Origin of the sequence: Pseudomonas sp. BRG-100, from assembly GCF_000737955.1 — a bacterium.
GTDB classification, from domain to species: Bacteria; Pseudomonadota; Gammaproteobacteria; order Pseudomonadales; family Pseudomonadaceae; genus Aquipseudomonas; species Aquipseudomonas synxantha_A.
In genome coordinates this window covers 2,189,803-2,215,078 of record NZ_JPRX01000001.1, presented here as the reverse complement: position 1 = coordinate 2,215,078, position 25,276 = coordinate 2,189,803, and the positions used below count along the sequence as shown (strand labels likewise).

Genomic DNA, 25,276 nt, shown 5'->3' with positions numbered 1-25,276 from the left:
GCAGGTGTTCCTTTCAGCTTAGGTCGCGGTGGCGAACCTGGACATTCTTGAGGGTTTGTTGCAGCACCTGGCCCAGCCGCTCAGTCAGGTAAACCGAGCGGTGATGGCCACCCGTGCAGCCAATGGCAATGGTGACATACGCCCGATTGCTCGCGGCAAAACGCGGCAACCATTTAAGCAGGTAGCTGGAGATGTCCTGGAACATCTCTTCCACATCCGGCTGCGCGGCAAGGTAGTCGGCGACGGGCTGATCCAGCCCCGACTGATCGCGCAATTCCGGCTTCCAGTAAGGGTTGGGCAGGCAGCGCACATCGAACACCAGGTCGGCATCGACCGGCATGCCACGCTTGAAGCCAAACGACTCGACCAGGAACGCCGTGCCCGGCTCGGGCTGATTCAGCAGGCGCAACTTGATCGCGTCACGCAACTGGTACAGGTTCAGGCTGGTGGTGTTGATCTTCAGGTCGGCCAGATCAATGATCGGCCCCAGCAGTTTGGTCTCGTCTTCAATGGCTTCGGCCAGGGAGCGGTTGGCGCTGCTGAGCGGGTGGCGTCGACGGGTTTCGGAGAAGCGCTTGAGCAGGGTTTCTTCATCGGCATCCAGGTACAGCACATCGCAATGAATGTGCTTGGCGCGCACTTCTTCGAGCAGTTCCGGGAACCGCGAGAGGTGGCTGGGCAGGTTGCGGGCGTCGATCGACACAGCGACCAGCGGCTGCGCCAGCTCGGTGTGGATAAGGGCGCGCTCCGCCAACTCCGGCAGCAGGCCGGCCGGCAGGTTGTCGATGCAATAGAAGCCGTTGTCCTCAAGCACATTGAGGGCGGTGCTTTTACCTGAGCCGGAGCGGCCGCTGACGATGATCAAACGCATGATTACTGCCCGTTTTGTTCATCCAGGACGACCTGATACAGCGCCTCGTTGCTGCTGGCACTGCGCAACTTGTCACGTACTTCCTTACGGTCGAGCATACTGGCTATCTGCCGGAGCAGTTCCAGGTGCGCATCGGTGGCGGCTTGCGGGACCAGCAGCACGAACAGCAGGTCAACCGGAGCACCGTCGATGGCGTCGAAGTCGATGGGTTTTTCCAGGTGTAGCAAGGCGCTGACCGGGGTCTGGCAGCCTTCGAGACGGCAGTGAGGAATAGCGATGCCGTTGCCAAAACCGGTGGAGCCGAGTTTTTCACGGGCAATCAGAGCCTCGAAAACATCTTGCATCTCCAGCTCAGGCACTTGGCTGCTGATCAGGTTGGCAATTTGTTCCAGGGCGCGCTTTTTACTGCCGCCCGGCACGTTCACAAGGGAACGGCCGGGGGTCAGGATGGTTTGAAGTTGGATCATGGGGGAGGGTTAACGACCTGTACCTTGCATCAGGTGCAGATTCTTTTCCTTATGCTTTATGAGTTGGCGGTCGAGCTTGTCGTAGAGCGAGTCAATCGCCGCGTACATGTCTTCGTGTTCCGCATTGGCGACGAGCTTGGCATTCGGTACGTGCAGGGTGGCCTCGATTTTCTGCTTGAGCTTATCGACCTCCATGATGACCTGCACGTTGGTGATCTTGTCAAAATGCCCCGCAAGCTTGTTCAGCTTGCTCTCGGTGTATTCACGCAGGGGCTTGGTGACTTCCAGCTGGTGTCCACTGATGTTGACTTGCATACAGCTTCTCCTTCGTTGCCAGTGCATAAAGCGGTGGGCAGGAATACCCACCACTGGAACGCTGTGGCCCGCCCGTCACATCAACCGCTTACGCTCGCTGGAAGGCGCGATCCCAAGGGACTCACGGTACTTGGCGACGGTTCGACGGGCGACCTGAATACCTTGTGCCTCCAGTAAACCAGCGATCTTGCTGTCACTCAACGGCTTTTTCTGATTTTCCGCGGCAACCAGTTTTTTGATGATCGCGCGGATCGCCGTGGACGAGCATTCGCCGCCTTCGGAGGTGCTGACGTGGCTGGAGAAAAAGTATTTCAGCTCATAAATACCGCGCGGGGTATGCATGAATTTTTGCGTGGTTACCCGGGAAATTGTCGATTCATGCATGCCTACCGCTTCGGCGATATCGTGCAGCACCAGAGGCTTCATGGCTTCGTCCCCGTATTCCAGGAACCCGCGCTGGTGCTCGACGATCTGGGTGGCGACTTTCATCAGGGTTTCGTTGCGGCTTTGCAGGCTCTTGATGAACCATCGCGCTTCCTGCAACTGGTTGCGCATGAAGGTATTGTCGGCGCTGGTATCGGCGCGGCGCACAAAACCTGCGTATTGCGGGTTGACCCGCAGCCGTGGCACCGATTCCTGGTTCAACTCCACCAGCCAGCGCTCGTTGTCCTTGCGCACGATCACGTCGGGAACCACGTATTCGGCTTCGCTGGATTCAATCTGCGAACCGGGGCGCGGGTTGAGGCTTTGCACCAACTCGATGACCTGGCGCAAGTCGTCTTCCTTGAGCTTCATGCGGCGCATCAACTGGCTATAGTCGCGGCTACCCAGCAGATCGATGTAGTCGCTGACCAGGCGCTGGGCCTCGGCGAGCCATGGCGTCTTGGCAGGCAACTGGCGCAGTTGCAGCAACAGGCACTCGCTGAGCGTGCGGGCGCCGATGCCGGCGGGCTCGAATTGCTGGATGCGGTGCAGGACGGCTTCGATTTCGTCCAGCTCGATGTCCAGTTCCGGGTCGAAGGCTTCGAGGATCTCGTCGAGGGTTTCGTCCAGGTAACCCTGGTTATTGATGCAATCGATGAGCGTAACTGCGATCAGGCGATCAGTGTCCGACATCGGCGCCAGGTTGAGTTGCCACAGCAAGTGGCTCTGCAGGCTCTCGCCAGCCGAGGTGCGGGTGGTGAAGTCCCACTCGTCATCATCATTGCTCGGCAGGCTGCTGGCGCTGGTCTGGTAAACGTCTTCCCATGCGGTATCCACGGGAAGCTCGTTGGGAATGCGTTCGTTCCATTCCCCTTCTTCCAGGTTGTCCACCGTAGGGGCGGTTTCCTGGTAGGAGGGTTCCTGCACGTCGGGATTGGGTTTTTGCTCGATGTTGTCGGCCAGTGGGTCGGCATTGTCGAAGTCGTCGCCTTCTTCCTGGCGTTCGAGCATCGGATTGGACTCCAGGGCCTCCTGGATTTCCTGCTGCAGGTCCAGGGTCGACAATTGGAGCAGGCGGATGGCCTGTTGCAGCTGCGGTGTCATCGTCAGCTGCTGGCCCATTCTCAGGACTAGCGATGGTTTCATGGCAGGGGCTTAACACCTTATTCGCCGGCGCAATGCGCCATCCACGACAGGGCGCGTGAGCGCCAACATAAGCAAATTATATGCCTGATATCAGGGCCTTTGCCTAGAGCGCGGTAACAATAAAAAAACCAAGGTTTCTATTGACTCCTGCGCGCTCCGGCGAAAGGCGCGATACCACTCCGTCTACAGGCGGAACTCGTGACCCAGGTAAACTTCCTTGACCAGTTCATTGGCCAGGATGGTCTCGGCGTCGCCTTCAGCAATCAACTGACCATCGTTGACGATATAGGCGGTTTCACAGATATCCAGCGTCTCACGGACGTTGTGGTCGGTGATCAGCACGCCAATACCCTTGGCCTTGAGGTGGTGAATGATCTGCTTGATATCGCCGACCGAAATCGGGTCAACGCCGGCAAACGGTTCATCCAGCAGGATGAACTTCGGTGCGGTGGCCAGGGCGCGGGCGATTTCCACGCGGCGGCGCTCACCACCGGACAGGCTCATGCCGAGGTTGTCGCGAATATGGTTGATGTGGAACTCCTGCAACAGGCTTTCCAGCTCTTTGCGGCGGCCGTCGCGGTCGAGTTCCTTGCGGGTCTCGAGGATCGCCATGATGTTGTCGGCTACCGACAGTTTGCGGAAGATCGACGCTTCCTGGGGCAGATAACCGATACCGGCGCGTGCACGACCGTGCATGGGCTGGTGGCTGACGTCCAGGTCGTCGATCAATACGCGACCCTGATCCGCCTGGACCAGCCCGACGATCATATAGAAGCAGGTGGTCTTGCCGGCACCGTTGGGGCCGAGCAAGCCGACGATCTGGCCGCTGTCGATCGACAGGCTGACATCACGTACCACCTGGCGGCTTTTATAGGCCTTGGCCAGATGCTGGGCTTTCAGGGTTGCCATTACTGGGCCTTCTTCTTCGGCTGGATAACCATGTCAATGCGCGGACGTGGCGCGGTGACCTTGGTGCCATTGGCGCGGCCAGCAGTGGCGACCTGCTTGACGGTGTCGTAGACGATTTTCTCGCCTTCGGTCGAGTTGCCGTCGCTGCTGATCACTTTGGCGCGGTCAGTCAGTACGATGCGGTTCTGCGGCGCGTGGTACTGGATGGTTACGCCGTAGCCTTTGATCGGGCCTGGATCGGCGGCGTTTTGCTTCTGTTCGAAATAGGCAAGGTTGCCCACCGAGGTCACGACGTCGATATCGCCGGCCGGGGTGCGGGTCAGGGTGACGGTATTGCCGGTAATCTTCATCGAACCTTGAGTGATGATTACGTCGCCCTTGTAGGTCGCGACACCTTGCTTGTCATCGAGCTGCGCATCGTCAGCCGAGATGTGGATCGGTTGCTGGCTATCGTTCGGCAGAGCCCAGGCGCTCACGCTTCCCAGTGCTGCGCCCAGACCGAGCAAAATAGGGAGGGTTTTAACGAGCCTCATACTGTCCTCTTACGTTCGATAGCAGGTGTATCCTGCTTTCTTTCAAATACGCTTTCATTCCCTTGCCAGTCGATACACCGCCAGCGCCGTCGATTCTAACGTCTTGCTCGGTCTGCGCATATTGCTTCTGTGGGAATACCGTCATGCGACTGCTGGTAATGATGGTGTCGCGGTTCTGCGCGTCTGTACGTGCGACGCGTACCGAGTCGATCAGTTCAACTTCGGTGCCGTCCGAGTTCACCTCGCCACGCTTGCTGGTCACGTGCCAGGGAAATTCGGTACCGCGATACAGATTCAGGTCCGGGTTGGTCAGCAGGCTGACATCGGCTACCTTCAAGTGCTCGACCTTGTCCGATGTCATTTCATACTGCACCTTGCCGTCTGGCAGGAACTGAATGCTGTAGGCGTTGGTGGCGTAATAGTCGATAACACCTTCGTCAACCTGCGCAACAGGCTTGTCGAGAAAGCGCTCCGGGCTGATATTCCAGTAGCCCACCGCCAGGAACAGCGCGGCAATGACCCCGAATAGCAGGAAGTTGCGAATCTTTTTGCTCAGCATATAACGCTCTATAGGTAGGCGGCGTGGGCCGCTTCAAGGCTGCCCTGGGCACGCAGGATCAACTCGCAGAACTCGCGGGCAGCACCTTCGCCGCCACGGGCGGTGGTGATGCCATGGGCGTGTTCGCGCACAAACGCCGCGGCATTCGCGACCGCCATGCCCAGGCCCACCCGGCGAATCACCGGCAGGTCGGGCAGGTCGTCACCCAGATAGGCGACTTGTTCATAGCTTAGGTTGAGTTGGCCAAGAAGCTCGTCCAGCACCACCAGTTTATCCTCGCGGCCCTGATACAGGTGAGCAATTCCGAGGTTTTGTGCGCGGCGTTCCACAACCGGCGTCTTTCGACCACTGATAATCGCCGTTTGTACGCCCGCCGCCATCAGCATCTTGATGCCCTGGCCATCGAGCGTATTGAATGTCTTGAATTCGCTGCCGTCTTCGAGAAAGTACAGGCGGCCGTCGGTCAGCACGCCGTCAACGTCGAAAATCGCCAGCTTGATGTTTTTACCGCGTTGCAACAGATCGCTGGTCATTTACATCACTCCTGCGCGCAGCAAGTCGCCAAGGTTAAGGGCTCCGATCGGTCGATCATCGTTATCGACGACGATCAGCGCGCCGATCCGGTGGTCTTCCATGATTTTCAGCGCTTCAGCCGCGAGCATTTCAGCGCGGGCGGTCTTGCCGTGGGGTGTCATCACCGCGTCGATGGTGGCGGTGTGAATATCAATGGTGCGGTCCAGGGTGCGGCGCAGATCACCGTCGGTGAATATCCCGGCCAAGCGTCCGTCGGTCTCCAGGATTGCCGTCATGCCGAGGCCCTTGCGGGTCATTTCCATCAGCGCATCCCTGAGCAGGGTACCGCGTGGAACGCTTGGCAGTTCGGCGCCCGAATGCATGACATTTTCCACTTTCAGCAGCAAGCGACGCCCGAGGGCACCGCCTGGATGGGAAAATGCGAAGTCTTCTGCGGTAAACCCGCGGGCCTCCAGCAGCGCCACCGCCAGGGCATCGCCCATGACCAGTGCGGCGGTGGTGGAGGAAGTCGGTGCCAGGTTCAACGGGCAGGCCTCATGGGCCACGTGCACGTTGAGGTTGACGTCGGCGGCCTTGGCCAGGGTCGATTCCGGGTTGCCCGTGAGGCTGATCATCTGGATACCCAGGCGCTTGATCAACGGCAACAGGGTCACGATTTCGTTGGTAGTGCCGGAATTGGACAGCGCCAGAATCACGTCATCCTTGGTGATCATGCCCATGTCGCCGTGGCTGGCTTCTGCCGGATGCACGAAAAAAGCGGTGGTCCCGGTGCTTGCCAGGGTGGCGGCGATCTTGTTGCCGATGTGGCCGGATTTACCCATGCCGACCACGACAACGCGGCCCTTGCTGGCCAGGATCATCTCGCAGGCGCGCACGAAATCCGCGTTGATATGGGCCAGCAAGCCTTCTACGGCTTCAAGCTCTAGGCGGATGGTGCGTTGTGCGGATTGAACAAGTTCGCTGGATTGGCTCATGTCTGAAATCGTATAGCCTGACGAAAAGGCGGCGATTATAGCGGTAATGATCAATTCCCTCACGTAAGTTCGTCAGGCTTTGTGCGCGAAGTTCCAGCCAATCACCTTCGGTAACGGTTATTCCCTGTCCTAAATCTGAACGAGCGCTGTTCCGGCCTTGGGGGCGCCGCACCAGCGGTGATATAGTTCGCCGCCAGTTCGGTCCGCCCAACCCATGTGCCTAATTATTGCGCATCCGTTGCAAACCAAAGTCGCACACATGGTGTCTGAGTGAAAGGCTGCATCCCAAGGAGATTAGATGAGTGCCGATAACGCCTACGCGGTCGAGCTGAAGGGCCTTACCTTCAAGCGCGGTTCGCGCAGCATCTTCAATAACGTCGATATTCGCATTCCTCGCGGCAAGGTCACGGGCATCATGGGGCCTTCCGGTTGCGGCAAGACCACCCTGTTACGCCTGATGGGCATGCAATTGCGCCCCAGTGCCGGCGAAGTGTGGGTCAACGGCCAGAACCTGCCGACGCTGTCGCGCAGCGATCTGTTCGATGCGCGCAAGCATATGGGCGTGCTGTTCCAGAGCGGTGCGCTGTTTACCGACCTCGATGTTTTCGAAAACGTAGCCTTCCCGCTGCGGGTGCATACCCAGCTGTCCGATGAAATGATTCGTGACATTGTGTTGCTGAAGCTGCAGGCCGTTGGCCTTCGCGGTGCCATCGACCTGATGCCGGACGAATTGTCCGGCGGTATGAAGCGCCGTGTCGCCCTGGCGCGGGCCATTGCCCTCGACCCGCAGATCCTTATGTACGACGAGCCATTCGTGGGGCAGGACCCGATCGCCATGGGTGTGCTGGTGCGCCTGATCCGCCTGCTCAATGATGCATTGGGAATCACCAGCATCGTGGTGTCTCACGATCTGGCCGAAACCGCGAGCATCGCCGACTACCTGTACGTAGTGGGTGATGGCCAGGTGCTGGGGCAGGGTACGCCTGAAGAGCTGATGAACGCCGATAACCCGCGTATCCGCCAATTCATGACCGGCGATCCCGATGGCCCGGTGCCTTTTCACTTTCCGGCAGCGGACTACCGCTCAGATCTTCTGGGGAAGCGCTGATGCGCAAGACATCTCTTATCGAAAAGGTTCGCCTTTTCGGTCGCTCGGGCATCGACATCATCGAAGTCCTGGGGCGTTCGACCATTTTCCTGTTCCACGCCTTGCTGGGCCGCGGTGGCATCGGCGGGGGCTTCGGCCTGCTGCTCAAGCAGCTGCACGCAGTGGGTGTGATGTCCCTGGTGATCATTGTGGTCTCCGGGGTGTTCATCGGCATGGTGCTGGCGCTGCAGGGCTTCAACATCCTGTCCAGCTACGGCTCGGAGCAGGCGGTAGGCCAGATGGTGGCCTTGACCCTGCTGCGTGAGCTCGGCCCGGTGGTCACTGCCTTGCTGTTCGCGGGGCGTGCAGGTTCGGCGCTGACCGCCGAAATCGGCAACATGAAGTCCACCGAGCAACTGTCCAGCCTGGAAATGATCGGTGTGGACCCGCTCAAGTACATTGTTGCCCCGCGCCTGTGGGCCGGCTTTATTTCCCTGCCATTGCTGGCGATGATTTTCAGCGTGGTGGGTATCTGGGGCGGTTCGTGGGTGGCGGTTGACTGGTTGGGCGTCTATGACGGTTCCTACTGGGCCAACATGCAAAACAGCGTGACCTTCACCGGTGACGTGCTCAACGGCATCATAAAGAGCATTGTCTTTGCCTTTGTGGTGACGTGGATTGCCGTATTCCAAGGCTATGACTGCGAGCCCACCTCAGAAGGGATCAGTCGTGCCACTACCAAGACCGTTGTGTACGCCTCGCTGGCGGTACTGGGCCTTGACTTCATTTTGACCGCCTTGATGTTTGGAGATTTCTGATGCAAAACCGCACTGTGGAGATCGGTGTCGGCCTTTTCTTGCTGGCTGGCATCCTGGCTTTACTGTTGTTGGCCCTGCGAGTCAGCGGCCTGTCGGCCAGCCCCACCGCCGATACCTATAAACTTTACGCGTATTTCGACAATATCGCCGGTTTGACGGTCAGAGCCAAAGTGACCATGGCCGGCGTTACCATCGGCAAGGTCACGGCAATCGATCTGGACCGCGACAGCTTCACCGGGCGAGTGACCATGCAGGTGGACAAGAAGGTAGATAACCTGCCGACCGACTCCACGGCATCTATCCTCACTGCGGGGCTACTGGGCGAGAAATACATCGGTGTCAGCGTGGGCGGGGAAACAGCCTTGCTCAAGGATGGCTCTACAATCCACGACACACAGTCGTCGTTGGTACTTGAAGACCTGATCGGTAAATTCCTGCTCAATACGGTCAATAAAGACGCTAAATGAGGAATCTGTTCATGATCTCTACCTTGCGACGTGGCCTGCTGGTACTGCTTGCAGCGTTGCCGCTGATGGCCAATGCGGCAGGTTCTGCGCACGATTTGGTGCAGGACACGACCAGCAGGATGCTGGCCGACCTGAAGGCCAACAAAGAGCAGTACAAGCAAGACCCTTCCAGGTTCTACGAAGCACTCAACACGATTGTTGGCCCGGTGGTCGATGCCGAAGGTATTTCCAAAAGCATCATGACGGTCAAGTATTCGCGCAAGGCAACCCCGGCGCAGATGCAGACGTTCCAGGAAAACTTCAAGCGTGGTCTGTTCCAGTTTTACGGCAACGCTCTGCTGGAATACAACAACCAGGGCATCGTCGTTGACCCTGCCAGGGAGGAGTCGGGCGACCGTGCCGAGGTCGGAATGAAAGTCTCGGGCAGCAATGGCGCGATCTATCCGGTGTCCTACACCCTGACGAAAATCAACGGTGAATGGAAGCTGCGCAACGTGGTCATCAACGGCATCAACATCGGCAAGCTGTTCCGTGACCAGTTCGCCGATGCGATGCAGCGCAATGGCAATAACCTGGACAAGACCATCAATGGTTGGGCCGGTGAAGTGGCCAAGGCCAAGGAAGAAACCGACAAAGCTGCCGGGAAGCCTGCGCAATGACCGAGGCGGCTGTTCGTATCGGCGACGCCGGCGAGCTGTTGCTCAGCGGCGTGCTCGATTACCGTACCGGGCCTGACCTGCGCAAGCAGGGCCAGGCACTGATCAAGGCCAGCAATGCGCCTGCGCTGGTGGTTGACTGTTCGGCGGTGACCAAGTCCAGCAGCGTCGGTCTGTCGTTGCTGCTGTGCTTCATGCGCGATGCCGAAGCAGCAAAAAAGCCGCTCAGTATCCGTGCCTTGCCTGAAGACATGCGCGAGATTGCCGAGGTTTCCGGCCTGACCGAGCTGTTGGCACACCCTTAATACACATTTATCAGAAAAGCCCCCCCGTCAGAGTCCTGCTATGCGGGGTTCGCAGGCGCGGGGCTTTTTTGTATGATGTGCGACCCGTGCGCACTGGGCGCCGATAGAGGTTGAGCATGCAGGCCCTAGAAGTTAAGAGCTTCCTTGAAGGAAAGCTGCCGGAAACGACTGTTGAAGTTGAAGGCGAAGGCTGCAATTTCCAGCTGAACGTGATTAGCGATGAACTGGCGGCATTGAGCCCGGTCAAGCGTCAGCAGCAGATCTATGCCCATTTGAACCCATGGATCACCGATGGCAGCATCCATGCGGTCACTATGAAATTTTTCAGCCGCGCGGCCTGGGCCGAGCGCACCTGAGCCCCCAAGGCGTCGAGATTCTTATGGATAAATTGATTATTACCGGCGGTGCCCGCCTTGATGGCGAGATCCGCATTTCCGGTGCGAAAAACTCCGCCTTGCCGATCCTGGCAGCGACCCTGCTGTGCGATGGCCCGGTGACTGTAGCCAACCTGCCGCACCTGCACGACATTACCACCATGATCGAGCTGTTCGGCCGCATGGGCATTGAGCCGGTGATCGACGAGAAGCTGGCCGTCGAAATCGACCCGCGCACCATCAAGACCCTGATCGCACCGTACGAACTGGTGAAAACCATGCGTGCGTCGATCCTGGTGCTGGGCCCGATGGTTGCTCGTTTCGGCGAAGCCGAAGTGGCCTTGCCTGGCGGTTGCGCCATTGGTTCGCGTCCGGTCGACCTGCACATCCGTGGCCTTGAGGCCATGGGCGCAGTCATCGACGTCGAAGGCGGCTACATCAAGGCCAAGGCGCCGGAAGGCGGCCTGCGTGGCGCGAACTTCTTCTTTGATACCGTCAGTGTGACCGGTACCGAAAACATCATGATGGCCGCTGCCTTGGCCAACGGCCGCAGCGTGCTGCAAAACGCTGCGCGTGAGCCGGAAGTGGTCGACCTGGCCAATTTCCTGAACGCCATGGGCGCGAAGGTTTCCGGTGCTGGCACTGACACCATCACTATTGATGGTGTAAAGCGTCTGCACACCGCCACCTACAAAGTCATGCCTGACCGCATCGAGACCGGTACCTACCTGGTTGCCGCTGCTGTGACCGGTGGCCGCGTGAAGGTCAAGGACACCGATCCGACCATCCTTGAAGCCGTCCTGGAAAAACTCAAGGAAGCCGGCGCAGAGATCACCACCGGCGAAGACTGGATCGAGCTGAACATGCACGGCAAGCGGCCAAAAGCCGTCAATGTGCGTACTGCTCCGTATCCGGCGTTCCCGACCGACATGCAAGCGCAGTTCATCTCCCTGAACGCCATTGCCGAAGGCACCGGTGCCGTGATCGAGACCATCTTCGAAAACCGCTTCATGCACGTGTACGAACTGCACCGCATGGGCGCCAAGATCCAGGTGGAAGGCAACACGGCCATCGTCACCGGCATCGACAAGCTCAAGGGCGCGCCAGTAATGGCTACCGACCTGCGTGCTTCCGCCAGCCTGGTAATCTCGGCACTGTGCGCCGAAGGCGACACCCTGATCGACCGCATCTACCACATAGACCGTGGCTACGAGTGCATCGAAGAAAAACTGCAGATGCTCGGCGCTAAAATCCGCCGCGTACCGGGCTAACCCCCACTGCCCTGTAGGGGTGAGCAAGCTCGCTCCTACACACTGGTTTGTTTCAAATCGAGGCTGTCATGGCCTCGATCTGTGTCTGGCACTGTTTGTGACCGGACAGCAATAGCCTGATGAAGGACTGACGTTCCCATGTTGACCATCGCACTGTCCAAGGGCCGCATCCTTGACGACACGTTGCCGCTTCTGGCTGAAGCGGGCATCGTGCCGACCGAGAATCCGGACAAGAGCCGCAAGCTGATCATCCCCACGACCCAGGACGACGTTCGCCTGCTGATCGTGCGGGCTACCGACGTGCCGACCTACGTTGAACATGGTGCCGCCGACCTCGGTGTCGCGGGTAAGGATGTGCTGATGGAATACGGTGGCCAGGGCTTGTATGAGCCACTGGACCTGCGTATCGCCCTGTGCAAGTTGATGACCGCTGGCCGTGTCGGTGATGTCGAGCCCAAGGGCCGCCTGCGGGTGGCGACCAAGTTCGTCAACGTCGCCAAGCGCTACTACGCCGAACAGGGCCGCCAGGTCGATATCATCAAGCTCTACGGCTCGATGGAGCTGGCACCGCTGATCGGCCTGGCCGACAAAATCATCGACGTGGTCGACACCGGCAACACCCTGCGCGCCAACGGTTTGGAGCCACAGGATTTCATCGCCGACATCAGCTCTCGCCTGATCGTCAACAAAGCTTCTATGAAGATGCAACACGCCCGTATCCAGGCGTTGATCGACACCCTGCGCAAGGCAGTGGAGTCTCGACACCGCGGTTGACTCACCCGCGTAGCCCAAAGGCTGCGCCCGTCTATCCGCCTCATAGCCAGAATTCTCAGGTGCCCAAGCGGAAACGACTGCTAGTTTAGGGCGCCTGAGTTTTTGCCAATTCTATTGAGGCCCTCGCTATGACCACGTCCACTGCAATTGCCCGACTCAACGCTGCCGACCCGGATTTCGCCCATCATCTGGATCATCTGCTGAGCTGGGAAAGCGTGTCCGACGATTCGGTCAACCAGCGGGTGCTCGACATTATCAAGGCCGTGCGCGAGCGCGGTGATGCGGCGCTGGTGGACTTCACCCGTCAGTTCGACGGCCTGGACGTCAAGTCGATGGCGGACCTGATCCTGCCCCGCGAGCGCCTTGAGCTGGCCCTGACGCGTATCACCGCGCCCCAGCGCGAAGCCCTGGAAGTCGCAGCGGCGCGGGTACGCAGCTACCACGAAAAGCAGAAGCAGGACTCCTGGAGCTACACCGAAGCCGATGGCACCGTACTAGGCCAGAAGGTCACGCCGTTGGACCGTGCCGGCCTTTACGTGCCGGGCGGTAAAGCCTCTTATCCGTCGTCCGTGTTAATGAACGCGATTCCGGCCAAAGTGGCGGGCGTCACTGAAGTGGTCATGGTGGTGCCGACCCCTCGTGGTGAAATCAACGAACTGGTACTGGCTGCCGCCTGCATCGCGGGTGTCGACCGAGTGTTCACCATCGGTGGCGCCCAGGCCGTCGCGGCTTTGGCCTATGGCACCGAAAGCGTGCCGAAGGTCGACAAGGTTGTTGGCCCAGGCAACATCTACGTCGCCACCGCCAAGCGCCATGTGTTCGGCCAGGTCGGCATCGACATGATCGCCGGCCCTTCGGAAATTCTGGTGGTGTGTGACGGCCAGACCGATCCGGACTGGATCGCCATGGACCTGTTCTCCCAGGCTGAGCACGACGAAGATGCCCAGGCGATCCTGGTCAGCCCCGATGCCGAGTTCCTCGACAAGGTCGCCGCCAGCATCAATAAGCTGCTGCCGACCATGGAGCGTGCCGAAATCATCGAGAAGTCGATCAATGGCCGCGGCGCCCTGATTCTGGTGCGTGATATGGAGCAAGCCATCGAAGTGGCCAACCGCATCGCGCCGGAACACCTGGAGCTGTCCGTAGCGGATCCACAGGCCTGGTTGCCGTCGATTCGTCACGCCGGTGCGATCTTCATGGGGCGTCACACCAGCGAAGCCCTGGGCGACTACTGCGCCGGGCCTAACCACGTGTTGCCGACCTCCGGCACTGCGCGTTTTTCATCGCCGCTGGGGGTGTATGACTTCCAGAAGCGTTCGTCGATTATCTTCTGCTCGCCACAAGGTGCTTCCGAGCTGGGCAAGACTGCCTCGGTGCTGGCCCGTGGTGAATCCCTCAGCGCTCACGCACGCAGCGCTGAATACCGCATCGTCAAGGGAGAGTAAGGCATGAGCAAATTCTGGAGCCCTTTCGTCAAGGACCTTGTGCCTTACGTACCCGGTGAGCAACCGAAGCTGACCAAGCTGGTCAAGCTCAACACCAACGAAAACCCATACGGCCCATCGCCCAAGGCATTGGCAGCGATGCAGGCCGAGTTGAACGACAACTTGCGCCTGTACCCGGACCCCAACAGCGACCTGCTTAAACAGGCAGTGGCCAGGTATTACGGAATCGACGCCGGGAAGGTATTCCTGGGCAACGGTTCCGATGAAGTCCTGGCGCACATCTTTCATGGCCTGTTCCAGCACGATCTGCCACTGCTGTTCCCGGATATCAGCTACAGCTTTTACCCTGTCTATTGCGGCCTCTACGGCATCAAGTACGACGCGCTGGCGTTGGACGAGCAGTTCCAGATTCGCGCATCTGACTATGCCAGGCCCAACGGCGGGATCATCTTCCCCAACCCGAACGCACCCACCGGCTGCGTACTGGCGCTGGATGCGGTGGAGCAGATCCTCAAGGCCAGCCCGGATTCGGTGGTGGTGGTCGACGAAGCCTACATCGACTTCGGTGGCGAAACCGCCATCAGCCTGGTGGACCGTTACCCGAACCTGCTGGTGACCCAGACCCTGTCCAAATCGCGCTCACTGGCCGGTTTGCGTGTGGGCCTGGCCGTGGGTCATCCGGACCTGATCGAGGCGCTGGAGCGGGTCAAGAACAGCTTCAACTCCTACCCGCTGGACAGATTGGCGATTGTTGGCGCGGCGGCGGCGTTCGAAGACCGTGAATACTTCGAGCAGACCTGCCAGATGGTGATCGACAGCCGCAACAAGGTGGTCGCGCAACTGGAAGGCAAAGGGTTTGAAGTGTTGCCCTCGGCGGCGAACTTCATCTTTGCGCGCCACCCACGGCATGACGCTGCTGGATTGGCAGCCAAGTTGCGTGAGCAGGGGGTTATCGTGCGGCACTTCAAGCAGGAGCGGATTGCCCAGTTCCTGCGGATCAGTATCGGTACGCCTGAGCAGAACCAGGCGCTGGTTGATGGCCTGGGCGAGCTCTAAGCCACACTGAAAATCAAAAAAATGTGGGAGGGGGCTTGCTCCCGATAGCGGTGGATCAGTCGATTAGATGTCGACTGGCACTCCGTCATCGGGGGCAAGCCCCCTCCCACATTCTATTTTGCGGCGTTAGTTAAAGAAGCGGCTCATCCGGCTTCTTGTTCTTCCAGCCATCATTGCCCGGCAGCAGCAGGTTCAAGCCAATCGCCACCACCGCACACAGGGCAATGCCCTTGAGGCCGAAATCGTCCGGGCCGGTGCCGGTGCCGACCAGCACACCGCCAATCCCGAATACCAGGGTTACCGACACGATCACCAGGTTGCGTGCTTCACCCAGGTCGATCCTGTGGCGAATCAGCGTGTTCATCCCCACCGCGGCAATCGAGCCGAACAGCAGGCACAGAATCCCGCCCATCACTGGCACGGGGATGCTCTGCAGCAGTGCGCCGAACTTTCCGATAAACGCCAGGCTGATGGCAAACACTGCCGCCCAGGTCATGATTTTCGGGTTGTAGTTCTTGGTCAGCATCACTGCGCCGGTCACCTCGGCGTAGGTGGTGTTCGGCGGGCCGCCAAACATGCCGGCAGCCGTAGTGGCGATACCGTCACCCAGCAAGGTGCGGTGCAGGCCGGGCTTTTTCAGGTAGTCGCGACCGGTCACGCTGCCCACCGCAATCACACCGCCGATATGTTCGATCGCCGGGGCCAGGGCCACCGGGACGATAAACAGGATCGCCTGCCAGTTGAACTCCGGCGCGGTAAAGTGGGGCAGGGCGAACCACGGCGCAGCCGCGATCTTTGCGGTGTCGACCACGCCAAAATAGAACGACATGGCAAAGCCCACCAGCACGCCGGAGATGATCGGCACTAGGCGGAAAATACCTTTGCCGAACACGGCCACGATCAAGGTGGTCAGCAGCGCGGGCATCGAGATCAGCATCGCCGTCTGGTAATGGATCAACTCGGCTCCGTCGCCGGACTTGCCCATGGCCATATTGGCGGCAATCGGCGCCATGGCCAGGCCGATCGAGATGATCACCGGGCCGATGACCACCGGTGGCAGCAGTCGATCGATAAAGCCGGTGCCCTTGACCTTCACGGCCAGGCCCAGGAACGTATAGACGAAACCGGCCGCCATCACCCCACCCATGGTCGCCGCCAGGCCGAATTGGCCTTTGGCGAGGATGATCGGGGTGATAAACGCGAAGCTCGATGCCAAAAATACCGGCACCTGCCGCCCTGTCACCACCTGGAACAGCAATGTGCCCAGGCCGGCGGTGAACAGTGCGACGTTTGGATCAAGACCTGTGATCAGCGGCATCAACACCAGCGCGCCAAATGCTACGAAGAGCATCTGTGCGCCAGACAGGATCTGGCGCCAAAGCGGGTCGTTGAATTCATCCTGCATGTTCACGCGTCCTTCTGCTTGGTGCCGAAGATCTTGTCACCGGCATCGCCAAGGCCTGGGATGATGTAGCCGTGTTCATTCAGGCGCTCATCAATGGATGCGGTGTAGATCTGCACATCCGGATGGGCTTTCTCGACGGCGGCGATGCCTTCGGGCGCGGCCACCAGCACCATGGCACGGATGTCCCGGCAGCCGGCTTTTTTCAGCAGGTCGATGGTCGCGACCATGGAGCTACCGGTGGCGAGCATCGGGTCGATGATCATGGCCAGGCGCTCGTTGATTTCCGGAACGAGCTTCTCCAGGTAGGTGTGGGCCTGCAGTGTTTCTTCATTGCGGGCAACGCCCACGGCGCTGACCTTGGCGCCCGGGATCAGGCTGAGTACACCTTCGAGCATGCCGATACCGGCGCGCAGGATAGGGACGACGGTAATTTTCTTACCGGCGATTTTTTCCACTTGTACGGGACCGGCCCAACCGGGGATCTCGTAGGTTTCCAGGGGTAAATCCTTGGTGGCTTCGTAAGTCAGCAGCGCTCCGACTTCCTGAGCAAGCTCACGGAAATTCTTCGTGCTAATGTCGGCACGGCGCATAAGGCCGAGTTTGTGTCGGATCAGCGGGTGGCGGATCTCGCGAGTGGGCATGGGAAAGGCTCCGGCGGCGGGCAAAAAAACCGGCCTAGATTAATCTATCCGAGAGTGTTGTCCTATAGACATCAAGTACGTTAGTCCATAAAGGCTTGATTGGAGCGCACGAGAAGCGTACCTTCGCCCGCTTTTCTTGCCACAGCACCCCCTTGGAGAGCGCCATGTCTGCTGATCTCGAGCATATCCGTCAAATCATGCACGAGGCTGACTGCCTGTACACCGAAGCGCAGGTCGAAGCAGCAATCGCCAAGGTCGGCGAGCACATCACCCGCGAAATGGCCGACACCAACCCGGTGGTCTTTTGTGTGATGAACGGTGGCCTGATCTTCGCCGGTAAATTGCTCACCCACCTGCAATTCCCACTGGAAGCCTCTTACCTGCACGCCACCCGTTATCGCAACGAAACCAGCGGCGGCGATCTGTTCTGGAAGGCCAAGCCGGAAGTTTCGTTCATTGACCGCGATGTGCTGATCATTGATGACATCCTCGATGAAGGTCATACCCTGGGCGCGATCATCGATTTCTGCAAACATGCCGGCGCGCGCAAAGTGCATACCGCTGTGTTGATCGATAAAGACCACGACCGCAAGGCCCGCCCTGAATTGAAGGCCGATTTTGTTGGGCTGCCGTGCGTCGACCGCTATATCTTCGGGTATGGCATGGACTACAAAGGCTACTGGCGTAACGCCAATGGCATCTTTGCCGTTAAAGGAATGTAATCGATGGCCCGCTTTCTTGATCAGACCCTGTTTGCCGAATTGGCCGAGAAAGCGGCCGCCAGCCCTCGTGGCCGGTATCACCATAATTTCCATCAGATGGAAGAACCTTGCCATCGCTTGGCTGTGGCCCTGCAACCGAGCACATATGTACCGCCCCATCGTCACCTGAGTGCCGACAAGGCGGAGACCTTGCTGGTGCTTCAGGGGGCCCTGGGTCTACTGATATTCACCGAAACGGGTGAAGTGATTGCCAAGCGCGTGATGCAGGCGGGTGGTAAGTGCGCCGGTGTCGACTTGCCGCCGGGCGTATTCCATGGCCTGGTGGTGCTGGAGCCTGACACTGTGATGTTCGAATGCAAGGCCGGGCCTTATCGACCGGTGGGTGAGGGGGAGCTGGCTGATTGGGCGCCGCGAGAAGGTGATGCCGGTGTGGCTGACTACCAACGCTGGATGCTTGCCCAGTTCGATTGAGCCCCTCCCACATCCTGCGTCGCGCAGGTAGACTTCAAACCCCGTGTAAATGTCTGCAGGCTGGAGTCGGTAATGCGTAAAGATAAGAAACAGGTGATTGGCGACGAGATCGGTGACGACCAAATCAAGTTGTTCCTGGACTTCGAGCCGGTTGATGCGACTTCGCCGTCCCTGCACAAACTGATCAAGGCCTATCGCGGCCTGCGTATCGACGACTTCGAGCGTTTCCTGGGCTTTTTCCAAGAAGCAGGCCTGGACCTGGATGGCAAGGACGAGCATGGCCAGACCTTCGTTGATCTGATCAAGGACCAGCGCAACGCCGCCGAGTACATCGAGCTGATCGACAAGGCCCGCGGCTGATTATCCGAGCCACAAAAAAACGCCCCGAGGGGCGTTTTTTTTGCATTCAAACCTTAAGCGTAGCTTTGGGCTTCGTTGCTTTGCTCCACCAGCTCAAGGCTGATGTTGTTCTGCGTGTTGATCTTGCGATACAGCTCGGCATCCGTCTCCAGGACCTTTTCCCGCGCCGGGAAGATCTCGTGCAGCTTGCTCGCCCATTCACCGGCAGCCTTCTGCGGGAAGCAGCGTTCAATCAGCTCCAGCATGATCGATACGGTCACCGAGGCACCCGGAGATGCGCCCAGCAGCGCCGCGAGCGAACCGTCCTTGGCCGCCACCAGCTCGGTGCCAAATTGCAGCACGCCGCCTTTCTTCGGGTCTTTCTTGATGATCTGCACCCGCTGGCCGGCCACTTCCAGGCGCCAGTCTTCGGCTTTTGCCTCGGGGTAGAAGCGACGCAGGGATTCCAGGCGCTGCTCCATGGATTGGCGCACTTCGCTGACCAGGTACTTGGTCAGATCCATGTTGTCGCGGGCCACGGCCAGCATCGGGCCAATATTGCCAGCGCGAATCGACATCGGCAGGTCAAGGAACGAGCCGTGCTTGAGGAACTTGGTGGTAAAGCCTGCGTATGGCCCGAACAACAGGGACTTCTTGCCATCCACCACGCGGGTGTCCAAGTGCGGCACGGACATGGGCGGTGAACCCACGGCAGCCTGGCTGTAGACCTTGGCCTGGTGCTGTTTGACCACTTCCGGGTTGTCGCAACGCAGCCACTGGCCACTGACCGGGAAACCGCCGAAGCCTTTGCTTTCTTCGATGCCCGAGGCTTGCAGCAGCGGCAGGGCCGCACCACCGGCGCCGAGGAACACGAACTTGGCGTCCACTTCGCGGCTGTTGCCGCTGTTGACGTCCTTGATGCTCACGGTCCAGCCGGCGCCGTTACGCTTGAGGCCGGTGACGCGCTTGCAGTATTTGACCTGGGCATCCGGCGAACTGGTCAGGTGGCTGAGCAACTGATTGGTCAGGGCGCCGAAGTTGACGTCGGTGCCGTTCATCACGCGGGTCGCGGCGATTTTTTCGTCAAGCGGGCGGCCCGGCATCATCAGCGGCATCCACTCGGCCATTTCGCTGCGGTCTTCGGTGTAGTGCATGTCCGAAAACGCGTGATGCTGGCTGAGGGTCTCAAAACGCTTCTTGAGGAAGGACACGCCTTTGTCGCCCTGCACGAAGCTCAGGTGCGGGACCGGGCTGATGAACGACTTGGACGAGCCGAAGGTGCCCTTCTTGGTCAGGTACGCCCAGAACTGTTTCGACACCTCGAACTGGGTGTTGATGTGCACGGCTTTCTTGATGTCGATGGAGCCATCGGCGGCCTGTGGCGTGTAGTTCAGCTCACACAGCCCGGCGTGGCCGGTACCGGCGTTGTTCCACGGGTTGGAACTCTCCGCGGCACCCGAATCCATCAGCTCAACGACTTCCAGCTTGAGGCCGGGGTCGAGCTCTTTGAGCAGTACGGCCAGGGTGGCACTCATGATGCCGGCCCCTACCAGTACTACGTCGACTGCTTCGTTATGCGCCATTTAACGCGTCTCCAAAATCTGCAGCACCAAATTGACGGCATGGCTGCCAGGAGTGACGGGGCGGTTCACGTGTTGCCCCAGGTTACCCATGGCCAGGATCGCCATGTCCGTTTCGCAATTCTTTGCAACTTCAGCACACGCTTCCTGCCGGGCTAATCTGCCTATGAACGCATTCATGGGCGCCTGTGGCAATTCGACTTATGGTCAAAGCGTGCGATTCGTGCAACCAATCCGTAGCGGACAGGCTCAAGCTCCGGTTTTTGAGGAAGGCTCGATCCTGTGTAATTGGGCTGCCCCAGACGCTGGTGGTGTTTGTACAAACGCCAAACTATTCATTTGCTCGCCACACTCTTGTGAAGTTGTGAAAACCCGTTTTTTCACGCTCTTTTGAAGACGTGAACCTCAAAAAAGGGCTGCCCCAGCCTGGCACCTGGCCCGTAAACCTCTGCCGACATGCGGCAAAACGGGCAAACAACACAAGTGGCCGAGCGCAATGGCAGCTCTGGCAGATCCGATAAAGGCGGGGTGGTTTGCAAAGGAAACAGCAAGCACGCCAGCTTCACTTGATCTGTGTGGGCGGCTCTCTGTGGGCGATTTTGGGGCTAATGCCTGGGCATTAACGATGCTGCGGGGCCCGATCAGGAGACGTCCTTATAATCGGGGGGAGATTGTAGCGAAGAACGCCAGGGAAATGGGCGTGTTTTATGACTTTTATTCGGGTCACGGTCAGGAGGCCAACGCTTGCCGGTGTTGTGCGCGAAAAACCTGCGGCTTGACCCTGGCGCTGGCCGGCAGAGGGCGGTGCATCCAGCCCAGATGAGTCTCGGTCACTTCTACCCAACCTTCACCGACGGGCGGCAGGCTGCATTGCTTGAATGCCTGGCAATGGCCCTGGGCGTCGAGCAGGGCGAAGTGGCGGTGACGGGCGTGTGACATGAACAGTGTCTTGAGAAGGCGCATGGCTGTGTACCTGGTGTGTTACATGCTTGAAGATTGCCAGTGTGGCATGACACTGCGGTGACCAATTTATGCGAATTTGTAATTTGCCCGTGGCTTCAGCCACTGTTCAGGATTGCTGGTGAGTGGCGTGCGTGCACCGTTATACTGGCGACCTGTCTGCACCTAGTCCTGGAGAAATGAGTATGTTGCAACGCCTGTTGTTCGGTTTGATCACTGTGACCAGTTTGACCCTGGTTGGCTGCGCCAACAGCCCGCAACAACTCAGCCCGCAACCTAAAGTCACCGCGCCGTTGGCTGCGGTAGGTCATGGCCAGCCGGTGTCGGTACGTGTGGTCGACGGTCGTCCGTCGCCAACCCTGGGCTCGCGTGGCGGCCTGTATCCGGAGACTGCGCTGATTTCGGTGACCGGCCAGGATGTGCTGCCCAAGCTGCAGGCCCAGGCTGAAGCCGCTGTGCGCTTGCTGGGCTTTACACCGACCAACTCGCCAGGTGTGCCGCAACTGACCGTGACCCTGGCCGAGCTGAAGTACCAGTCGCCCAAAGAGGGGCTGTATGTGACCGAAGCCTCCATCGGTGCGACCTTCAAGTCTGACGTCAGCGCCGGTACCCGTCGCTACAGTGGCCGCTACGCCGCATCGCTGAATCAGCGCTTCGGCATGTCGCCCAACCAGGAAACCAACACCAAGCTGGTCAGCGATGTGCTCAGCGATGCACTGACCCGCCTGTTCAAGGACCCAAGCATCAGCCAGTTGCTCAGTTCGCAATAAACCGTGCACAAAAAACCGGGCTCAGTGATGAGCCCGGTTTTTTTATGCCCGTGGTTTGGTCATGCCGCCGTATCGACATAGAAGTCCAGCACACTCACGCCGGTGAGCAAATCCAGTTCCGGCAAGTCCGCATGTTGGTGGCCGCCGAGGGCGCAATACACCAGCCAGTGGCGATCCTGGACGTTGAACGCAAGGCTGCCGACCAGCGCCTCTTGCTCATCGTTTGGGGCGATCAGATACAGCCGATCCTGATTTTGCGCGTGTAACATGACTTGCTCCTCAAGCGTCGAAGGGCAACAGAGTGGCTTGTTAAGGTGACGTTCAGGTGACGCTGTAAATTACTGGATACATTAGCCGTCAACGGAGAAGGAGCATTAAAGGCGCAGGAGGCGACTATCGTTCAGGTTGGTATCTGGACTGATATCCGAATACTGATTCGCCGAGGTTTGCGATGGCGCTGCTCATCAATGCTGTTGCCCTGTTGGTTGCCTGCTCGGGCGCCTTGGTGCTGTTTATCACCCGCCTGCATGCGCAACGTGCGATGGCTGAACTCGCCATGCGTAGTGAAGAGCGTGCTATCGACCAGCCGATGCTTTTTCTGGATACGCACACCGAACGGGCGCATCGTCAGGCTTACCGTGTGGGGTTCGGCTGCCTTGGCTTGGCCCTGGCCGCCTCCTGGCTCAGCACCCATTTCTAATTCCACTGCAAAACCAAATGTGGGAGCGGGCTTGCCCGCGAAGGCGGTGTATCAGCCACTGAATCTTTAACTGAACCACCGCTATCGCAGGCGAGCCAGCTCCCACACTGGCCATGTACTGCCCGTAGAATCAGCGCCTGCCACATATCCCCTGTAGGGTCACATATTACAGGGGGATCCCGGCCTTGACTCGGTATTGATTGCGTACCGGCGTCGCATACTGCACCACCAGATAAGGCCGGTGTTCGGCCGGGCATTCGTTCAAGCGTCGCTCCCATTCTGCCTTGGCCTTGGCCAGCTCATCGGCGGGGAATACATCCGCCGCTTTAGGCACCTGCAACTGCGGATCGGCATCAACCCACTGTGCGTACGCCAGGTAATGCACCGGAAACAAGCGGTAGCCACCGAGGATCTGCCGGTCCATTTCCATTGCCAGCAGCTTGGTATCTTCGAAACGCTCGGTAATCGGCGGCGCAAAGTTCACATGTACGCGGCCCTTGTAGCCGGTGATACCCAGGGCGATGCTCACGTCGTCCTCGCCCGGTGCCTTGGTGTAGGTGCCGGTGGTGGCGCGGATATACAGCTCGCGGGCCTTGGCGGCATCGCAAGGGTCGTACTCGTAGCTGATGGATACCGGCGTCAGGTTCAACGACTGGATAACCTCGGCAAACGGCTCGTCCTTGCGGCTGACGTGGAACATCTTGAGAATCGCCGATTCGGTACGGTCATCGCCATCCTTGGCCCGGCCTTCAGCCTGGGCGATCCAGATCGACTGGCAGTCGTTGCGGATCGAATGGTTGATATAGGCCGACAGCAGGTTGTAGGCCGCCATCTTCTCCTTTCGCCCGGTGATCGAACGGTGCACGATGAAGCTCTTGTTCAGGCGCATCAGGTCGCTGACAAACGGCTTTTGCAGCAGGTTGTCACCAATGGCGATGCGTGGCGTCGGCAGGCCGGCGTGATACACGGCATAGTTGACGAAGGCCGGGTCCATCACGATGTCGCGGTGGTTGGCCAGAAACAGGTAGGCGGTGCCGGATTTGAGCTGCTCGACGCCGGTGTAGGTTACGCCGTCGGTCGCCCGGTCAATCGTGTGGTCAACGTAGTATTCAACTTTGTCTTGCAGCGTCGCCACGGTGGTGACGCCGGCAAACTCACGGCGCAATTTGCGCGCGATCATCGGCTTGAGCAACCAGCCCAGGGCGCCGGCAAAGCGCGGGAAGCGAAAGTGGGTCAGGATGTCCAGAAAGGCCTTGTCACTGAACAGACGCGCCAGCACTGCCGGGACTTCGCTGTCGTTGTAAGGTCGGATGGTATCGAATTCGCCCATCATGCTCTCTTGTTAGAAACGGCTAGGGTAAGTAAAGGAAATAGCAGGGGCGGCGTGAGTAAACTGGCTCTGCCGGAAATAGCCCTGTAAATAGACCGGCGATTATACGCACAAGTCACCTTGGAGACTGCGATGCTGGAAACTGCGATGTACGATTGTCCTTATTGTGGCGAAGTGGTCGAGACAACAGTGGATTTGTCTGGCGGGGACCAGACCTATATAGAAGACTGCCAGGTGTGTTGCCGGCCGATCACGTTCAACCTGCAAGTGCATGGTGACGAGTGGATGCTCGAAACCCGCAGCGAAAATGAATGATGCGTAGCGAAAACGAATAACAGGTACGCCCATGCAGCGAATCTACGAGCCGGAAAACCTGATGGAAGGCGAGCTGTTGCAACAGATGCTGGCCAGTGAGGGCATCGAAGCGCACTTGATGGGCCGCCACTTGCTCGGTGGTACCGGCGAGTTGCCGATCTTCGGTTTGCTGGGGCTGGAGGTCGATAATGATCAGGCGGCGTACGCCCGCGAGCTGATCACGGCCTATATCGGCGCGCAACCCTTGCCCGGCGACGAACCCGACAGCTTCCCCGACGTATTGGTCTGTTAGGCTGTCGGTCGGTTTACCCCAAGAGTCGTGTTGCCCCATGTGTGGACGTTATGCCCTGTTTCGCTGGAACCCTGCCTTTGCTGCCTTGCCCGGCTTCCCCGCCGACCAGCAGGCCCAGTGGAACATTTCCCCCAATGATTCGGTGCTGATCCAGCGCCTGAGCGAAGGCCAGCTCACCCTGGCGCGTGCCCGTTGGGGGCTGACGCCGCCTTGGTTGACGGATCTTTCCCGTACTCCGGCCCATGCCCGCGCCGAAACGCTCGCCGAGCAACCGATGTTCCGCGAGGCATTCCGCCAGCGCCGCTGCCTGTTGCCAGCCAACGGTTTCTACGAATGGCGCGGTACCCAGCGCAAGCGCCCGTATTGGTTGACGCCGGGGGAGGGCTCCACCCTGTTTTTTGCTGCGATCTGGGAAGCGTATCCCGTGCAGGAGCAGGTGTGGCTGAGCACCGCCGTGGTCACCCAGGCAGCGCAAAGCCAACGTCGGCCGTTGATTCTTGATGCGGCGGGGCAAGCCGCCTGGCTCGACCCCGAGACGCCGCTGCACGTGTTGCAGGGGTTGCTGGCCGGTGAGCCCAGCGCTTTACGTGAGCGCGTGCTGGCCAATATGGTCAATGATCCCAAGCTCAATGGGCCGGAGTGCCTGACCCCGGCTTGAGCCTGCACTGTGGGATGTGTCCGAAATTCAGCGGTTAAATGTCTGATGTATCTGGCGCCAATACAAACGACCGCCTACGATACGCGCCATGTTTTCAGGGAGCGTGTTC

The 25,276-nt window shown here is 59.2% G+C and carries 33 protein-coding genes; 18 read left to right on the top strand and 15 right to left on the bottom strand.

The annotated features are described in order from the left end of the window. Positions 1-13 precede the first annotated feature (13 nt). From rapZ to JH25_RS17475, 9 genes are all read right to left on the bottom strand, one after another. Entirely contained in the window at positions 14-871 is an 858-nt protein-coding gene (gene rapZ, locus JH25_RS17435; protein ID WP_005784834.1) for an RNase adapter RapZ, read from the bottom strand. A gap of 2 nt (positions 872-873) precedes the next feature. After that, positions 874-1,338, bottom strand: coding sequence for a PTS IIA-like nitrogen regulatory protein PtsN (ptsN, locus tag JH25_RS17440; RefSeq protein WP_032877784.1), 465 nt, complete (start codon positions 1,336-1,338; stop codon positions 874-876). A gap of 9 nt (positions 1,339-1,347) precedes the next feature. Continuing rightward, positions 1,348-1,653 (bottom strand): ribosome hibernation-promoting factor, HPF/YfiA family, encoded by a 306-nt coding sequence (gene hpf, locus JH25_RS17445; RefSeq protein WP_003171804.1) that lies wholly within the window; start codon positions 1,651-1,653, stop codon positions 1,348-1,350. A gap of 75 nt (positions 1,654-1,728) precedes the next feature. After that, positions 1,729-3,222 (bottom strand): RNA polymerase factor sigma-54, encoded by a 1,494-nt coding sequence (locus JH25_RS17450; RefSeq protein ID WP_005784839.1) that lies wholly within the window; start codon positions 3,220-3,222, stop codon positions 1,729-1,731. Positions 3,223-3,405: 183 nt separating this feature from the next. Next, positions 3,406-4,131, bottom strand: coding sequence for an LPS export ABC transporter ATP-binding protein (lptB, locus tag JH25_RS17455; protein ID WP_005784841.1), 726 nt, complete (start codon positions 4,129-4,131; stop codon positions 3,406-3,408). Next, positions 4,131-4,664 (bottom strand): lipopolysaccharide transport periplasmic protein LptA, encoded by a 534-nt coding sequence (lptA, locus tag JH25_RS17460; RefSeq protein WP_032877782.1) that lies wholly within the window; start codon positions 4,662-4,664, stop codon positions 4,131-4,133. Before lptA ends, lptB begins: the two co-directional genes overlap by 1 nt. Then, entirely contained in the window at positions 4,651-5,223 is a 573-nt protein-coding gene (gene lptC, locus JH25_RS17465; protein ID WP_032877780.1) for an LPS export ABC transporter periplasmic protein LptC, read from the bottom strand. The genes lptA and lptC overlap by 14 nt, the downstream gene beginning before the upstream one ends. Positions 5,224-5,231: 8 nt before the next feature. Then, positions 5,232-5,756, bottom strand: a complete 525-nt coding sequence (locus JH25_RS17470; protein ID WP_005784847.1) for a KdsC family phosphatase — start codon at positions 5,754-5,756, stop codon at positions 5,232-5,234. After that, positions 5,757-6,731 carry a KpsF/GutQ family sugar-phosphate isomerase gene (locus tag JH25_RS17475; protein ID WP_032877777.1) on the bottom strand — a complete coding sequence of 325 codons (975 nt, stop codon included), beginning with the start codon at positions 6,729-6,731 and terminating at the stop codon, positions 5,757-5,759. Between the two features lie 298 nt (positions 6,732-7,029). Between JH25_RS17475 and JH25_RS17480 the strand changes: the two genes are divergently transcribed. From JH25_RS17480 to hisC, 10 genes are all read left to right on the top strand, one after another. Further along, positions 7,030-7,839 (top strand): ATP-binding cassette domain-containing protein, encoded by an 810-nt coding sequence (locus JH25_RS17480; protein ID WP_005784851.1) that lies wholly within the window; start codon positions 7,030-7,032, stop codon positions 7,837-7,839. Next, positions 7,839-8,636, top strand: a complete 798-nt coding sequence (gene mlaE / locus JH25_RS17485) for a lipid asymmetry maintenance ABC transporter permease subunit MlaE (protein ID WP_005784853.1) — start codon at positions 7,839-7,841, stop codon at positions 8,634-8,636. The genes JH25_RS17480 and mlaE overlap by 1 nt, the downstream gene beginning before the upstream one ends. Further along, complete coding sequence (mlaD, locus tag JH25_RS17490) at positions 8,636-9,103, top strand: outer membrane lipid asymmetry maintenance protein MlaD (protein ID WP_005784855.1); 468 nt, start codon at positions 8,636-8,638, stop codon at positions 9,101-9,103. Before mlaE ends, mlaD begins: the two co-directional genes overlap by 1 nt. 11 nt (positions 9,104-9,114) lie before the next feature. After that, on the top strand, positions 9,115-9,762 hold the full coding sequence (locus tag JH25_RS17495; protein ID WP_032877773.1) for an MlaC/ttg2D family ABC transporter substrate-binding protein: 648 nt from the start codon (positions 9,115-9,117) through the stop codon (positions 9,760-9,762). Next, positions 9,759-10,064: an STAS domain-containing protein gene (locus JH25_RS17500; RefSeq protein ID WP_005784859.1), complete on the top strand. Its 306-nt coding sequence runs from the start codon at positions 9,759-9,761 to the stop codon at positions 10,062-10,064. Before JH25_RS17495 ends, JH25_RS17500 begins: the two co-directional genes overlap by 4 nt. 116 nt (positions 10,065-10,180) lie before the next feature. Further along, a complete protein-coding gene (locus JH25_RS17505) occupies positions 10,181-10,420 on the top strand; it encodes a BolA family protein (RefSeq protein WP_003188597.1) in 240 nt (79 codons plus the stop codon). 23 nt (positions 10,421-10,443) lie between these two features. After that, a complete protein-coding gene (murA, locus tag JH25_RS17510; protein WP_032877771.1) occupies positions 10,444-11,709 on the top strand; it encodes a UDP-N-acetylglucosamine 1-carboxyvinyltransferase in 1,266 nt (421 codons plus the stop codon). A gap of 138 nt (positions 11,710-11,847) precedes the next feature. Beyond that, positions 11,848-12,483, top strand: a complete 636-nt coding sequence (gene hisG / locus JH25_RS17515) for an ATP phosphoribosyltransferase (protein ID WP_003188599.1) — start codon at positions 11,848-11,850, stop codon at positions 12,481-12,483. 128 nt (positions 12,484-12,611) lie between these two features. After that, positions 12,612-13,928 carry a histidinol dehydrogenase gene (hisD, locus tag JH25_RS17520; protein WP_003188601.1) on the top strand — a complete coding sequence of 439 codons (1,317 nt, stop codon included), beginning with the start codon at positions 12,612-12,614 and terminating at the stop codon, positions 13,926-13,928. A 3-nt stretch (positions 13,929-13,931) separates the two neighbouring features. Further along, positions 13,932-14,984 carry a histidinol-phosphate transaminase gene (gene hisC, locus JH25_RS17525; RefSeq protein WP_032877769.1) on the top strand — a complete coding sequence of 351 codons (1,053 nt, stop codon included), beginning with the start codon at positions 13,932-13,934 and terminating at the stop codon, positions 14,982-14,984. Between the two features lie 130 nt (positions 14,985-15,114). Here hisC and JH25_RS17530 read toward each other — a convergent pair whose 3' ends face one another. Continuing rightward, positions 15,115-16,389, bottom strand: a complete 1,275-nt coding sequence (locus tag JH25_RS17530) for a uracil-xanthine permease family protein (protein ID WP_032877767.1) — start codon at positions 16,387-16,389, stop codon at positions 15,115-15,117. Between the two features lie 2 nt (positions 16,390-16,391). Beyond that, positions 16,392-17,030, bottom strand: coding sequence for a uracil phosphoribosyltransferase (gene upp / locus JH25_RS17535; protein ID WP_003188608.1), 639 nt, complete (start codon positions 17,028-17,030; stop codon positions 16,392-16,394). A gap of 164 nt (positions 17,031-17,194) precedes the next feature. Between upp and JH25_RS17540 the strand changes: the two genes are divergently transcribed. From JH25_RS17540 to JH25_RS17550, 3 genes are all read left to right on the top strand, one after another. Then, complete coding sequence (locus JH25_RS17540) at positions 17,195-17,752, top strand: hypoxanthine-guanine phosphoribosyltransferase (RefSeq protein WP_005784869.1); 558 nt, start codon at positions 17,195-17,197, stop codon at positions 17,750-17,752. A gap of 3 nt (positions 17,753-17,755) precedes the next feature. Then, the gene (locus tag JH25_RS17545; protein WP_032877765.1) at positions 17,756-18,223 is read left to right on the top strand and encodes a WbuC family cupin fold metalloprotein; all 468 of its coding nucleotides are present in this window, start codon (positions 17,756-17,758) and stop codon (positions 18,221-18,223) included. Between the two features lie 72 nt (positions 18,224-18,295). Continuing rightward, entirely contained in the window at positions 18,296-18,583 is a 288-nt protein-coding gene (locus JH25_RS17550; protein ID WP_032877763.1) for a PA4642 family protein, read from the top strand. 53 nt (positions 18,584-18,636) lie between these two features. On the opposite strand, the gene mqo is transcribed toward JH25_RS17550, so the two are convergent. Both mqo and JH25_RS17560 read right to left on the bottom strand, forming a co-directional pair. Continuing rightward, positions 18,637-20,145, bottom strand: coding sequence for a malate dehydrogenase (quinone) (gene mqo / locus JH25_RS17555; RefSeq protein ID WP_005784875.1), 1,509 nt, complete (start codon positions 20,143-20,145; stop codon positions 18,637-18,639). A 726-nt stretch (positions 20,146-20,871) separates the two neighbouring features. After that, positions 20,872-21,105 carry a hypothetical protein gene (locus JH25_RS17560; protein ID WP_032877761.1) on the bottom strand — a complete coding sequence of 78 codons (234 nt, stop codon included), beginning with the start codon at positions 21,103-21,105 and terminating at the stop codon, positions 20,872-20,874. 182 nt (positions 21,106-21,287) lie between these two features. On the opposite strand from JH25_RS17560, the gene JH25_RS17565 reads away from it, so the two are divergent. Beyond that, positions 21,288-21,872, top strand: a complete 585-nt coding sequence (locus JH25_RS17565; RefSeq protein WP_032877759.1) for a YajG family lipoprotein — start codon at positions 21,288-21,290, stop codon at positions 21,870-21,872. Positions 21,873-21,931: 59 nt separating this feature from the next. Here the strand turns inward: JH25_RS17565 and JH25_RS17570 are convergent, their stop codons facing one another. Beyond that, complete coding sequence (locus JH25_RS17570; protein ID WP_005784881.1) at positions 21,932-22,141, bottom strand: hypothetical protein; 210 nt, start codon at positions 22,139-22,141, stop codon at positions 21,932-21,934. 182 nt (positions 22,142-22,323) lie between these two features. On the opposite strand from JH25_RS17570, the gene JH25_RS17575 reads away from it, so the two are divergent. Beyond that, positions 22,324-22,572 (top strand): hypothetical protein, encoded by a 249-nt coding sequence (locus tag JH25_RS17575; RefSeq protein ID WP_032877757.1) that lies wholly within the window; start codon positions 22,324-22,326, stop codon positions 22,570-22,572. A gap of 166 nt (positions 22,573-22,738) precedes the next feature. Here JH25_RS17575 and JH25_RS17580 read toward each other — a convergent pair whose 3' ends face one another. Next, the gene (locus JH25_RS17580) at positions 22,739-23,902 is read right to left on the bottom strand and encodes a 1-acyl-sn-glycerol-3-phosphate acyltransferase (protein WP_177327401.1); all 1,164 of its coding nucleotides are present in this window, start codon (positions 23,900-23,902) and stop codon (positions 22,739-22,741) included. Positions 23,903-24,034: 132 nt separating this feature from the next. Here JH25_RS17580 and JH25_RS17585 point away from each other — a divergent pair, with 132 nt between their 5' ends. Genes JH25_RS17585 through JH25_RS17595 form a run of 3 tightly spaced genes read left to right on the top strand, consistent with a single transcriptional unit; the run spans position 24,035 to position 25,167 of the window. Continuing rightward, positions 24,035-24,217, top strand: a complete 183-nt coding sequence (locus JH25_RS17585) for a CPXCG motif-containing cysteine-rich protein (RefSeq protein WP_032877753.1) — start codon at positions 24,035-24,037, stop codon at positions 24,215-24,217. 31 nt (positions 24,218-24,248) lie between these two features. Beyond that, positions 24,249-24,509: a putative signal transducing protein gene (locus tag JH25_RS17590; RefSeq protein ID WP_032877751.1), complete on the top strand. Its 261-nt coding sequence runs from the start codon at positions 24,249-24,251 to the stop codon at positions 24,507-24,509. 37 nt (positions 24,510-24,546) lie between these two features. Next, entirely contained in the window at positions 24,547-25,167 is a 621-nt protein-coding gene (locus JH25_RS17595) for an SOS response-associated peptidase (RefSeq protein WP_005784892.1), read from the top strand. Positions 25,168-25,276: the final 109 nt, after the last annotated feature.